This is a genomic window from Dankookia rubra (assembly GCF_004355005.1).
Classification (GTDB): Bacteria; Pseudomonadota; Alphaproteobacteria; order Acetobacterales; family Acetobacteraceae; genus Paracraurococcus; species Paracraurococcus ruber_A.
The window spans coordinates 1-13,209 of record NZ_SMSJ01000119.1; the positions used below are offsets into that span (position 1 = coordinate 1).

General features: G+C 56.4%; 8 protein-coding genes and 2 pseudogenes. 1 reads left to right on the forward strand and 9 read right to left on the reverse strand.

All coding sequences use genetic code 11. The annotated features are described in order from the left end of the window. Nucleotides 1-95 precede the first annotated feature (95 nt). Nucleotides 96-332, reverse strand: a complete 237-nt coding sequence (locus E2C06_RS32430; protein WP_206664795.1) for a helix-turn-helix domain-containing protein — start codon at nt 330-332, stop codon at nt 96-98. 81 nt (nt 333-413) lie between these two features. Continuing rightward, nucleotides 414-1,394 (reverse strand): FkbM family methyltransferase, encoded by a 981-nt coding sequence (locus E2C06_RS32435; protein WP_165982804.1) that lies wholly within the window; start codon nt 1,392-1,394, stop codon nt 414-416. Nucleotides 1,395-1,899: 505 nt separating this feature from the next. On the opposite strand from E2C06_RS32435, the pseudogene E2C06_RS32440 reads away from it, so the two are divergent. Continuing rightward, nucleotides 1,900-3,437 (forward strand): annotated as a pseudogene (locus E2C06_RS32440) (IS3 family transposase). A gap of 58 nt (nt 3,438-3,495) precedes the next feature. Here the strand turns inward: E2C06_RS32440 and E2C06_RS39945 are convergent. The 7 genes and pseudogenes from E2C06_RS39945 to E2C06_RS32480 form a co-directional block, all read right to left on the reverse strand. Further along, nucleotides 3,496-4,519, reverse strand: a pseudogene (locus tag E2C06_RS39945) (DDE-type integrase/transposase/recombinase); the annotation flags it as partial. Nucleotides 4,520-4,952: 433 nt separating this feature from the next. Continuing rightward, nucleotides 4,953-6,134: a GNAT family N-acetyltransferase gene (locus E2C06_RS32455; RefSeq protein ID WP_133292709.1), complete on the reverse strand. Its 1,182-nt coding sequence runs from the start codon at nt 6,132-6,134 to the stop codon at nt 4,953-4,955. A gap of 6 nt (nt 6,135-6,140) precedes the next feature. Further along, nucleotides 6,141-7,088: a cupin-like domain-containing protein gene (locus E2C06_RS32460; RefSeq protein ID WP_133292710.1), complete on the reverse strand. Its 948-nt coding sequence runs from the start codon at nt 7,086-7,088 to the stop codon at nt 6,141-6,143. Nucleotides 7,089-7,895: 807 nt separating this feature from the next. Then, complete coding sequence (locus E2C06_RS32465; protein WP_133292711.1) at nt 7,896-8,690, reverse strand: WecB/TagA/CpsF family glycosyltransferase; 795 nt, start codon at nt 8,688-8,690, stop codon at nt 7,896-7,898. Then, entirely contained in the window at nt 8,687-9,703 is a 1,017-nt protein-coding gene (locus E2C06_RS32470) for an NAD-dependent epimerase/dehydratase family protein (RefSeq protein ID WP_206664796.1), read from the reverse strand. The genes E2C06_RS32465 and E2C06_RS32470 overlap by 4 nt, the downstream gene beginning before the upstream one ends. Before the next feature lie 67 nt (nt 9,704-9,770). After that, complete coding sequence (locus E2C06_RS32475) at nt 9,771-12,071, reverse strand: GumC family protein (RefSeq protein ID WP_133292712.1); 2,301 nt, start codon at nt 12,069-12,071, stop codon at nt 9,771-9,773. 873 nt (nt 12,072-12,944) lie between these two features. Further along, the coding region (locus E2C06_RS32480) for a transposase (protein ID WP_193560529.1) at nt 12,945-13,209 on the reverse strand (265 nt) is incomplete at its 5' end.

Genomic DNA, 13,209 nt, shown 5'->3' on the forward strand with positions numbered 1-13,209 from the left:
CTGGCGCCGGACACCTGTTTCTGGCAGCCGCCCCGCGACGCGGGCGCATGGAAGGTCCGCCCAAGCCTACCGCACCCGTCGATCCTGCGCGCTTTTCAGCAGCCTGCTAGGCCCTGCAGGCCGCGCTCGTTGAACCGCTTGAGCCAGAACCGAACCGTGGCATCGCACAGGTCCATTCTGGCGGCGATCTCCGGCGCGCTCAAGCCTTCCTCGACCGCGTGCTGCACGATCTGCGCCCGTCGGGCAAGGCCGGCACCGAGCGTGCGCGAGCGCGCCATCCGTAACAGCCCGTCGGCTTCGTCATCACCCAACGCCCGCACTCGAAGGGTCATGGCCATGCTCCCGAGCAAAACCAGGCCCTGACCCAACGCGCTGATGGCCAAAAAGCCTCAAGCAACTTGCCGGATGAACCACTAAGCAGGAATTTTTCCGATCTTTTCGACGCCGTGATGACGATTTGGCCCCCCTGACGGCCGGTCGAGTACAAAACGATCTATCTCCCGATGCAGTGAGGCTGTAGGGGAAATCGCTAAAAAATTGTAACCTAATGTACGCTTCTTTTTTATTTGCCTACATTCTTCTACGCATCGGATCGGCATTAAACCAATTGCATCGATGTAATATACAGTTAAACGTAACTCATTAAGCACCGCCGCTGTAGTCTGACAAGATGGATCATCACCATGATCCTCGTAAATAAACAATGCCCTCCCAAGCACGCCGGAGGCACTCCGCATCGCAGCAGCCTCTAAGCCTTCAATATCCAGCTTTATCACAAGGGGACCATCAAAGCCGGTCAAATTAGTTCGAACGATAGCGTCCAGTGTTGTGCTACAGATAGTCTCTCCGCCAAGATGCTGTGAAACGCTTACGGCGCTGTGATGCTTTGAAGAACTCAAAGATACCATTTCCCCATCTGAATCAGTTACAGCCGCATGCAGAGCGTCAAACCGATTTTCGTTCGCCTCGCGGTTTCGTAAAAGAAGCTTGAAATTTGCCGATGCTGCCTCAACCGCGATGACGCGCTTATTTCCAAAACTGCCACTACTCAAAAGAACTGACCAATATCCAAAATTTGCCCCACAGTCGATAAAAGTATACTCAACATGCGATAACGATAAAAGTAGACGGGCAACATCGTCCTCGTACACAAAAAATTTGCCGAGCAAGCTATTCCAGTAAGCGTCCGCAAGGAAAAACTGAAATTTGGCATCATTAGCAATCTGGACGCTTACTACTAAGTCTTTAGGGACCGCCCAACTCAACACCGAGCACGCGTGCCAATAGCCTTTATGATGCACTATCCGAGATACGCCATCAGCAAACGCAATTAACAATGCAACCAATCGTGCACGAAATTTTACGAAAGCTGAATGGTTGTCCACCAGAGACATTCGCCTGGGTGTCTTAAACACTTCGTTATATCCAGCTGGCGCCTTCCAAGAGGTTTCATACGCTCGAGGAAGACCCCGCACGGCTCGATTATCGGCGCTTTGTTTGCCTTTAGCCGGCTTCTGGCCGATGTTAGAATCAACTCTAACCATAGGGCAAACCTCTCCGAGGCATAAAACGCGCGCTGCGTTGGAAGTTTAGATATGACAGCAGTGGACTGCTTAGCTCTAGCACGGCGTCGCCGGCACTTCCACCAGTCTCACGCCAAACCTGATCGCACCACCAGGGTCGGTTAACCTGGATGTCTTAATGCATCGCGCAAGTCATTCCGTCGATGGTTCCGCCCGTCGGCTTTAGTGCGACTAGCTATTTGGTCGCGGAGCATTGTTGTAACCTGGTCGCGCTAGCCATTGTCGACCATGCCTATCGCCTCAGTACAGCCCCCCGGTGTCAGACAAGTTGTCGCCTGGATAGGATTGCGCAATGAGGGGGCGCGGGTAATCGAGAATGGCGAGATACGGACAAGCCTTCAGGGACCGCATTGTCGCGCGGCTGCTGCCGCCGGAGAGTGCGGCTCTTGAGGTGGTCTCACGCGAGGTCGGCGTCAGCATCGGCACGCTGGAGCGCTGGCGGGCGCAAGTGCTGGCCGGGCCAGGCTCCCTGGTCGTAAGCCAGCGCTGGACACCGGTGGCGCGGCTGGAGGCGGTGATCACCACCGCGGCTATGGATGAGGCGGCCCGCAGCGTCTGGTGTCGTGAGCAGGGGCTCTACCCTGCTGACCTTGAGGCCTGGAAGCATGACGCCATTGCCGTTTTGGGTGAGCCGCGGGCGGCCAGCGCCGTCGAGGCCCGCCAGGACCGGCGGCGGGCGAAGGAGCTCGAGCGTGAGTTGCACCGCAAGGACAAGGCACTGGCCGAGACAGCCGCCTTGCTGGTGCTCAGAAAAAAACTGAATGCGGTCTTCCGCGACGGCGAGGGCGAATGACCCGCCTGGAGGACCGCCGGACCCTGGTCTCCGAGATTGCATCCGCCTGCGCCGCCGGCGCCCGGTTGGCCCCGGCCTGCCGCCTGGCGGGCCTTGACCTGCGCACCTTCCAGCGCTGGCGCGCCAGCGACGGGCAGGTTCAATCTGACCTCCGGCCCGAGGCCATCCGGCCCCGGCCTCAGCATGCCCTGAGCGAGGTCGAGCGGGCGCGCATGGTTGCACTCGCCAACGAGCCGCGCTTTGCCAGCACGCCGCCGGCTCGGATCGTCCCGGCATTGGCCGACGAGGGCGTCTACGTCGCCAGCGAGGCCAGTTTTCACCGCGTGCTGCGCGAGCACGGCCAGATGCGGCGGCGGGGTCGGGCTCGCTTGCCGCGGACAGCAGGCCCGCCCAGCACACATGTGGCGACCGCCCCGGGGCAGGTCTGGTGCTGGGATGTGACCTTCCTGCCAGCCCGGGTGCAGGGACGCTAGTTCTACCTGTTCCTGATCCTCGACCTGTATAGCCGCAGGATCGTCGGCCATGAGGTGCATGACACCGACCAGGCCGAACACGCGGCCCATCTGGTGCGGCGCACGGCGCTGGCCGAGGGCATCCACGGCCGCGTGCTGCGCCCGGTGCTGCACGGCGACAACGGCCCGAGCGTGAAGGGCACCACCGTGCTGGCCATGCTGTACTGGCTCAACATCGCGCCGTCGCACTCGCGGCCGCGGGTCAGCGATGACAATGCCTATGCAGAGGCGCTGTTCCGCACCGCCAAATACCGCCAGGACTTTCCCACTACAGGCTTTGCCGATCTCGCCGGGGCGCGGCAGTGGGCGGCCGCGTTCGTGCACTGGTACAATCACGAGCACCGTCATAGCGGCATCCGCTATGTCACCCCGGCACAGCGCCATGCCGGCGGCGATGGCCCCCTGTTGGCCGCCCGCCATGCCCTATACCAGCGAGCCCGCGAGATCAACCCGCGCCGCTGGAGTGGGCCGACCCGCAACTGGACCCCAATCGGCGTCGTCACCCTCAATCCAGAGCGCGACAGCGTCGTCGCTCCAGGCACACCGTAGCAGACCGGAAAAGGAGGCCATTACGAGAGCAAGGCGGCAACTACGTTGACGCGCACCGCAGCATGGCCAGCACGGTCGTGCCCTTCACGCTCGGGCCGTTGTCGCCGTGCAGCACCGGGCGGCAGGTGCGGGCGTGGATGTCCTCGGCCAGCGCGGTGCGGCGGACCAGATGGGCGGCATGCTCGGCCTGGTCGGTGTCGTGCACCTTGTGGCCGAGGATCTTGCGGCTTCAGAGGTCGAGGATGAGGTACAGGTAGAACCAGCGGCCCTGCACCTGGGCCTTCAGGAATGTCACATCCCAGCACCAGACCTGCCCCGGGGCGGTCGCTACTTGGGTGCTGGGCAGCCCTGCGCTCCGCAGCGGGCGGGCCCGGCCCCGGCGGCGCATCTGGCCAGGGTCGCGCAGCACGCGACGAAAGCTGGCCTCACTGGCGACATAGACGCCCTCGTCGGCCAGCGTCGGAACGATCCGGGCCGGCGGCGTGCTAGCGAAGCGCGGCTCATTGAACAGTTCCACGATCCGCGCCCGCTCGGCCTCGCTGAGCGCGTGCGATGGCGGTGGCCGGACGGCCTCGGGCCGGCGGTCGGCCCGGACCTGGCCATCGCCGTCGCGCCAGCGCTGGAAGGTGCGCACGTCGATGCCGGCAAGGCCTAAAGCCGGGGCGAGCCGGGCGCCGGCAGCGCAGGCCTCGGTGATCTCGGCCGTCAGGATCTGGCGGTCGTCCAGGCGGGTCATTCGTCCTCGCTGTCGCGGAAGACCGCCTGCAGCTTTTTTGACAGCACCTGCAGGGCGCTGGTCTCGGCCAGCGCCTTGTCCTTGCGGTGCAGCTCGCGCTCGAGCTCCTTCACCCGACGCCGGTCCTGCCGGGCCTCGACGGCGCTGGCCGCCCGCGGCTCGCCCAGGCCGGCGATGCGTCACGCTTCCAGGCCTATAGGTCAGCCGGGTAGAGGCCCTGTTCGCGGCACCAGGCACTGCGGGCGGCCTCGTCGATCGTCGCCGTGGTGATCACTGCCTCCAGCCGCGCCGCTGGCGTCCAGCGCTGGCTGCTGGCCAGCCCGCCGGGCGCCGCCAGGGCCTGCGCCCCCTCATTCCGCGGTCCTAAACGCACGACAACTGTCCTGACACAGGGGGACCCCGGTCCGGCTCAGCCCAACCTGCTCGGCGATTTCTCGATAGGTCAGGCCACGCTGGCGGAGCCCGACCACTGGCCGCCGGCGCTCTTCCTGAGCCGCCGCGGGCAGCTTGCACATGTCCAGGTGCCTCACGCCCCTGAACTTGGAGCCCCGGCCAATCGGATCAACACAATGAGGGCCGGATTAATAGCAGGAACTGGGTGTGTCGCCAGGTGTGTTGGCGAAAGATCGGTGCGAAGCATAGGATCAATGAGGCGAAGCGGACTGGCAGGCGCAGTATGGCGGCCGTCCCTCAGCGGGGACACCGCAGCCTAGCCGATCATTAGCTCTGCCACCTCAGCCCAGCAAAATGGCCAAAATCGAAGTAAGGTATTTTGGACGTTAAATGCAGTTTGCAATATTGACAAACGCAGCAAATCTGCGGCGGACTCCTTGGGGAAGATGATGCGACATCCTACGTAGAAAAGGATCGATGCGTGTCAGCCAGAAATCGAGGATAAGACGGCCGCGAACTGTCACTGACAAGGCGAACGAGTCAAGACGCCTCGTCTTGTCTGTCCAGGTCATTTTGTAATCTGCCTTGGGCGGCATAAGTTCGAGAACACGTACTGCATCATCGTAGCAACTATGGATGACATGTCCGAGGTGGATTCGCCCCACGCTGAAGGGCTCAAAGCCTGAATCCCGCGACGAAATGTATGCGTAATAGCGGTCGCCAAAAACAAATCCCCACTGCTGCGCAACAACACTGCCCTGGTGGGTTAATTTGAACGCTTGAAGCTTGATGCTAGGCGTATCTGGTAGTGCTACTATAATTGCGAGGAAGTCAGAACTGCGGAAGGCGAGACTACTCTTGCCGCGATCGTTGAGCCAATTTAAGCGGCCGGTAAAGCTTTCCTTGATGATCTCACGAATTTGCTCGGGTTCAGTCACGACGACCGACCTCGTCGGGCCGCTACGCTCCAAACGGTTTAACATATTGCGCAGGTTTTTGCGTGTCTTAGGATTAATCGTTTTGACGTAATCATTAAAACTCGAAAACGCTCGTAGATCAACGACGACACTTTCGTGATTAGCATATATCTGCAGGCCAGCAGCTAATAACGCAGTGTGAAGCGGAGATCCAACGATAACTCCGTCAATGCGAATGCCATCTGCTAGGCGCTCGCTATACACCTTCTTTAAAATTGCAATGATGCCTTGAGTGGTATAGGTGTCGTCCTCAAACATGGCGCCAGCAAATTGCCCGTACGGATCGTCCAGGTTGCATAAAAGCCAAGCAGATGCCTTTCGCTGAAGTGATAAAGGCCACAATCCGAGAAGGCGTTCGTTACGCATAACCTTAGCGATGTAAAAGCGATAATTACTTTCAAGCCCCGACCCGCGTACACGGGCAACATGCCTTGCCCACGCAAACGATTGAAAAAACCCGGGGCTGTGTTCATCATGCCGCGCGGCTAAAGCTTCCCATGGATCACGAAGCGCTTCAAAGGATTCGAATTCAGTCACGAATTCGACACGAAGCTCAGCTGTGTCGCGTCTAAGGACAGCTTTCAAGCGCACTCGTACTTACTCCTGGATCCGATAGATGGGAATATCGCGCACGCATCGAGGAGAGGAAGGATCGACGCAGAAATCAACAGCCAGGTGCCTGCGCGTACCCATCCTGCTCTTTCTGAGTGCCCTATATGCGTTACTAAGGAAAAATTTTCCCCAGTAAACGGCGCCACCAAGCTGCTGATTTGGATTGTTGATGCCTAAACTAGAGCGTAAGATACCGTTGGCACAGTTTACGTGGTACATACGCCGTATAGCGGGCGTGAAATGCTCGGTTGTGAACGACACGTTCATGGAGTCGCCGTTTGAGATTCTATGCGGCGCATTCAACGGCCAGTGCAACATTTGCCCCGGCTGGAGATCAAACACCATCGCGTGATCATCAAAGCTCGCGTTATACGGCAGAGATATCTCATGGGCTTTACCGAGAGCAATATTTTCAAGTGTCGGTCTGTCGAGGAATGGGGCTTCAGCGGGATAAACATAGACCGTCTTGTTACCACGTACCTGCCAAAGCGTTTGCCCGGGGATATCGCAATGGTAGTAGACCTGTATTCTCGGCGATGAGATCAATACGGTAATTTTTTCAAAGCTTGAATGAAATCCCCGCTGCTTTGCTGCAATTTCGTCGTAAATATTTTTTAGCAGTTGTCGGTATCGGGGTTCCGCCTGGTGAGGTCGAAGCAGTAGAATCCAGATTTGCCCATTTTTAACGGCCTCTAAAACTTGCGCTCCCGAGAGATCACGAATTTCACCCTCTCGCCTGCTGCGCGGATCTTGTGACGCGATATTCATCGTATTCACGTAATAGTCGCGTCGCTCGATGTTCTCGAATAAGCGCTCCAAAGCGGTATCGGAGAAAAGTTCGTCATGATGCAAATTGTGCTGCAACATTACCGGAACTTTGCCGAAGTCGCGAAGGCTTTGAAGTTCCCAGTTGAGGATAGCTTTCTGAGACACCGTCCCGCTCCTTCCAAGGGTCCAAGACAACGATCAACTCAGCGCGGATCTAAGGGTGAAAACTGTAGGCTGGTCCAGATGCAAAGCTGGTTTCCTAACCTGGATACGCTCGACACCAGCATTCATTTAGCTCAAACTGAGTTGTTCCACCTGCTTGCACACCTTCCGGGCGCCACCTATACGGCATTGGGCCGCCTACATTCAAGTAAAGGCTCCGTTTGGGATTGTGCTGAAATCTGTGAACTCCTCGCGGCCGCAGGTGTTAAACCGGGACTTCTTTTTCCGACATTAACGCCGCTCGCTGAAGACACTTTCTACCCTTTAAGAATATCGTCCTTCCCGCGAGGCTTTTGCGGAGAGTCGGACCTTCGACCGATAAAGTTTTTCTACAGCGCAGAAAGAAGAGATAACTTATGCGTTCGTAAGGCTATTTAGGCTACTTTGGAACATTTTCAAAATCAAACAGCTGCGACAGTGCAGTGAAGTCAACTGCACTCTAATACTGAAGCTGGTACGTGGCGGCCCTGCTCAGTGTCACCGAGTGGAGCCTGTGCTATGTGCGGACATCATCAGCGCCGTTTGTCCCTCGAGAACGTCTGATGGCGATAGTTTCATCAAGGCGCCTTGCTAGACTGCCAACAACACGGAAGATCTATCCGAATACAACATCTTAGAAACAGCGTTGATCGTCAGTTCAAGCCACGTAAGATCGTCGATGCTTGCGCAATCAGTTAGATTGTGACCGCCACGAGCCCGTCGAGTCAACATTTCCAGCGGTATATGTCCCTTCGGTTAGAGTTAAGGCCGCTAAGTTTGTCGGCGCCTTGATCGTGCTTTTTGCACCAGAAGCAAAAAGATAAATGCCGGGTTATTAACCAGATAACGTTTGTACAAACGGCGCGGCTCCAAAATTAATCGGAATAGCCACTCCAGCCCGCTGCGCTGCATAAACTTGGGCGCCTGGCGAATTCGGCCGGCATGAAAATCGAAAGCTGCACCAACTCCTATCAGCACCGCTGCATTCAGCTTTTCGCGGTGCTCGGCCATCCAGAGCTCCTGTTTTGGTGTACTCAAGCCGACCCAGACAATGTCTGCAGCACTACCGTTTATGGCTGAAATTATCTCGGCATCTTCAGAGGCACTTAACGGTCGAAACGGAGGTGAGTAACTTCCCGCAATCACCGCTCCGGGAAAACGCCGGGTAATCTCGCTACGAAGCGCAAATAGAGTTTCCGTGCTAGCGCCATAAAGGTAATGGCGCCATCCCAAATCCTGAGAGCATTCGAGCACCGATAGCATGAGATCCGGACCGTATACCCTACTCACATCCCGATTTCCCGCAAGCCTCAGCAGCCATACCAGTGGCATACCGTCGGGAGTAACGAGACCAGCTTGGTTGTGAATACGACGAATCGTCTCGTTTCTGTGGCTTTCCATAATGCCATGAACACCGGTGACACAGACATATCTCCGCTCGTGACCCTCGATCCAGCGACGGATGGTGTCGAGCGCTAGGGCTGGATTTATCACGCTGACGTCCACTCCGAGAACGTTTAGGCGCGCTACCTCTGCTATCGACTCTGCAGAGGAAAGTACCGTCATGTGAAGTTATGCCCGGACTTGGCAGTGCCGTGAATCATCTGATCCCAGATCCAGCGGTAAGTATGTTCCATCCCTTCACGCAGTGAAATTGATGGAGCCCAATCTAGTACCTCTTTGATTAACGTATTGTCGCTATTCCTTCCGCGCACGCCCTTTGGCGCATCCAAAATGTAACGGCGGCGAAATTTTGAGCCGGCAATTTCCTCCACTATATCAACCAGTTGGTTAATTGAGACAAGTTCATCGCTACCTAAGTTAAGTGGCTCGTTGAAATCGCTCTCCATGATACGGCGAGATCCATAAACGCAGTCGTCAATGAACATGAAACTACGCGTTTGTTCGCCGTCGCCCCATATCTCAATTTCACCCCGCCCAGACAACTTGGCTTCTGCAACCTTGCGGCAGATTGCCGCTGGCGCTTTTTCCCGCCCGCCTTCCCAGGTGCCGCTCGGCCCGTAAACGTTGTGATAACGCGCAAGGCGCGTCTCCAGACCAAAATCTTCCCGAAAATGTCGGCACATTCTTTCACTGAAAAGCTTTTCCCATCCATAGCCGTCCTCGGGCATAGCAGGGTAAGCATCCTCTTCGCGGAGTGGTGCGACGTCAGATTGCTGTTGCTTGCCTGCGGCATAGACGCACGCCGAAGAGCTAAAGAAGAACCGCCCCACGCCGGCTTCGGCAGCCGCGGCTAGCATGTGGGTGTTAATGAGCACTGACAGCATGCATTCCGCTTTGTGCCGCTCTATAAAGCCCATTCCGCCCATGTCAGCTGCTAGGTTGTAAACCTCGCACGCGTGCCGTACAGCAATTTGACATGCATCGAAACTGCTTAGATCGAGAACCAGCGATTCGGCGTTTTCGTGCTGTTGGTACCACTCGTGTAGCGGCTTTTTGTCAACAGCGCGCACCCTTTTTCCAGATCGTAGCAAGTCGGCTACCAGGTGACCGCCGATGAAGCCGCCTGCGCCGCTTACAACCACAACATCTGGTGTTTTGTTGCTATCCATGTTCATTATCTTTGCACCCTGTGGTTAACACATTCGGTCCTGAGCGTCTCATCTGCTTTTAACAACAGTTTCCTCAGTCTTCAGTTGTAGCACGTTTAATGGCTTTCGTAGCTCCTGAAGCAGAACGCCAATATTGATCAAATGATGATGAGAAGTGGGGAATGCTGTCCGCACGCAAATACTGCGTATGTTTGCGCGTATCCACCATTGTCATCACGACGCCACTGATAGAACCGCCTGCAATGGCAACCCGGCGAAGCGCCGCTGCGATTGCGCGCCATCCCGTATGGCCCCAGCGCACCAAGAGAATCGTTTCTGAAACACACCTGGATAATTGTGCGACATCACTACCAACGAGGATGGGAGCAGAATCGATTACGACAAGATCGTACGTTTGCTCAAGTCGGTGTAGAAGCCTGTCCATTTCTTCGGACGTGATGAGCTGTGTTGGGTTAATCGGACGCGTTCCCGACGGTAGCACAAAATACCCACCGTCTTGGACAGTTTGGATAACCTCTTCGAGGCCCACCTTCCGGCGCAGTACGTCAGACAACCCAGGCGGCACAGCGCCATCGCAGTTTATCGAAGGGCGCCGTAAATCAGCTTCAACCAACATCACGCGCATTCCTCGCGCACTGGCTTCTGCTGCAAGGAAGCGTGCTGTTGTACTTTTTCCTTCGCCAGGCAGAGCAGACGTAATCAAAACGCTACGCAGTCGCGTGATGCGGGGTCGCCGCACCAAGTGAGCACAAAAGCCTGCCATGGCCTCCTCATACAGAGGGTCACTCACATTTCCGGTCTTACGGCGACGCCGCGGAAGAACCCCAAGCGGAGAAAGCCCAAGTTGACGTTCTAGCTCGTCGAAGCTCCACAGGCCTTTTGAATCATGTTCGCGTACAACCGCAGCAATCGCACCCATTCCTAATGAAGCGATAAAGCTCAATGGAAGTAGCAGCAAAAGTCTCGGCGATTCCGGACGTCGAGGAAGTGAAGCAGGGGACACCAATCTCGCTTTGGCGTCGCGAAAACTCACCTCCGCACTAATTTGCCGGGCACGCGCGAGATAGCTTTCCATCAGCATTCGGTCAGCATCTGCCTCCCGCTGCAGTTCCTGCAGCCGAACTTCAGTGATGCTCTTGCGGCCGATCTCGGCTCGAAGCTGCCCCACTCGTTGTGTCAATGCCGCTTCATTCTCCTCGGCGGCTCGAAGGTCATTTCGATACGCCTGCAACACGCGTGCCGCCTCTTGTGCAAGTTTTCGACGGATATCGGCGAGTTCGGCGGTTCCAGAGATGACGCTCGGGTGTCCTGGCCCGAGCCGGGATGAAAGCTCCGAATTGCGCCCCGCGATCTGGGCTTCCTGAGCACGTAACGCCTGTGTTGTCCGGGAGTTAAGCACATCCGTGAGTGTAGCGATGTCTCCACTTGATAGAATGGCCTCTGCGTTCCGAAGTTTGGACGCAAACTCAATACGCCGGGCCTGCACTGCAACTAGATGTGAGCTGACTTCCGAGATCTCCTGCTGAATAAGTTCTGCGGATCGATCGCCCCGGGCTACTCCGCGGACTATCCCGTTTGAAATGTGAAACTCCGCGACCGCACGGGCCGAAGCATCGGCCTGTGCTCGCAGTTGACCGAGCTGTGAGTTCACCCAGTTACTGACATCGCGTAGTTCTGCCTCGCGCTGCGCAGTTTTTGCCTCAATATACAGATCTGCAAGTGTATTGGCTATGGCTGCGGCAGTTTCTGGTTCCGCCGCCGTAGCATGAATTTGTATGACGTGGGATCTTGGCACCGGTCGAATTTGCACAGCCTTCCTAAGCCCCTCGACTGTTGCGTCGAGCGAAATAACGGGGTCAGCAGCTATTTCATGTAGAACGCGGTTTGAATTTGGCTGAGGGCTCTGCCTGCCGTCGTGAGGCGCCCACGTAGCCAGAAACTTTGCTGTCTGGTCGAATATTTTTTTCGTAATAGAGGGATTAAGGGTCGAATTGAAGTTCGGGTCTTGTTCAAGCGAAAGCTTCCAGACAATTTGCTCGAGTAAATTCCGAGCCTGGAGCACTTGAAGTTCATTTTGAACTATAGTTTCAGCATTCGGTGCAGGATCGCTGCTCGCATCGTCATGTTTTACTGGCAACACCCTACGCGCTTCTAGCAGTATTGTACTTGATGCGCGGAAAGTTTGCGGCATTTGGAAAATCGCCGTCAGGGCGGCGCTGAAACTAATCGCAGACACAGCAAGAATTAACCATTTTTGCCTGCGAATGGCATCCCAAAGCCCAGCCGGCGCGTGTAACGCTGGACTAGTCGCTTTTGGCTCGTACACCACCTGGCCGACTTCGGCGCCATCCTCGATGTAGTCCGGTTTCGTCATCGGTGCCCTCTCTTTGCAGTGGTCATGAGTTTGATTCCGTTTTCTCGGTGCGAGACATCGCCCCTATCGAGTTTCGCCGGCCACAGTAGACGCTAAGTGAAAGACTGCAACGTGGTAGTATTAACCCTACGAATAATTTGTGCAAGCGACATGTCATTGAGTTTGATGTAGCAGAACGTCTCAACGCGCCGATCCATGTTTTTCGGACCTGATAAACTTAACCTTCGAACTCCCGTAGATGTGCGTGAGCACATCGGAACTCGCTCGATGACTTTAGACGTTTTTAGGTGAGGTGAGCTTCAGTCGATCAAATGTCACTTGTTCTCGCTGTCTGGAGTTCGGTTTTTCTCTAACAGATAACCATTCGTTTAGATTTCTAGATAGCATTGCTGCTGTGTCTCAGTTTGACAAGCAGCAGGCGGTTCCCACAATGGACACAAAAGCATCGCCGCATTCCTCAGAATATGATCACGGGTGTTCGGAAAAGTATGTGGGGGGAGATGCGAATTGCGTATAGCTAAAACGTGCGGATCGGTCGGAATGCCACTATTTTGATATAAACCGCCGTTCTGTTTCAGTTTTGGTTTGTCCGAAGCATTTTTGCATCAACCGTCGGGTTATTACGTGTGGTCACGCAGCGCATGAAGCAGGCGTAAAGAGCGCTTGAGCACCTTCAGCTGAGTATTGATGCCGGGCTGCTCTCGTAGCGCGGTTTCTCGTCCAGAGCGTTTTCAGCGAGGTTGCTTAGTCGGCTCTGAACAACTTCCAAAGCTCTGATCTGGCTTGGTAAACCGCCGGATTGGGCGATCTGGAATGATCGTGCCCCGTGACGTGGTGTAGGAGCGATGCTCCTGGGCGGGCTGGGCCGCCTTGTCAGGATGCCAGGGCGGGCAGGCTGACAGGTGCAGTATCGCTGACGGCGCCGATGGTCTCCAGAGTCATGTAGCGGGCCCGCTGGGTGGCCCACTCGTCAGACTGTTCGAGCAGGATCGCGCCGATCAGCCTGGTGATGGCAGCGTCGTTGCGAAATATGCCGACGACATCGGTGCGGCGCTTGATCTCGCCGTTGAGCCGCTCGATCGGGTTTGTGCTGTGCAACTTGGCCCGATGCGCGGCGGGGAAGTGCATGTAGGCGAGG

Excerpts from the sequence above, each read along its gene's own strand:
- E2C06_RS32430 (WP_206664795.1), bottom strand. The coding sequence starts at position 332 with ATGACCCTTCGAGTGCGGGCGTTGGGTGATGACGAAGCCGACGGGCTG.
- E2C06_RS32435 (WP_165982804.1), bottom strand. The coding sequence starts at position 1,394 with ATGTCTCTGGTGGACAACCATTCAGCTTTCGTAAAATTTCGTGCACGA.
- E2C06_RS32470 (WP_206664796.1), bottom strand. The coding sequence starts at position 9,703 with ATGAACATGGATAGCAACAAAACACCAGATGTTGTGGTTGTAAGCGGC.
- E2C06_RS32475 (WP_133292712.1), bottom strand. The coding sequence starts at position 12,071 with ATGACGAAACCGGACTACATCGAGGATGGCGCCGAAGTCGGCCAGGTG.
- E2C06_RS32465 (WP_133292711.1), bottom strand. The coding sequence starts at position 8,690 with ATGACGGTACTTTCCTCTGCAGAGTCGATAGCAGAGGTAGCGCGCCTA.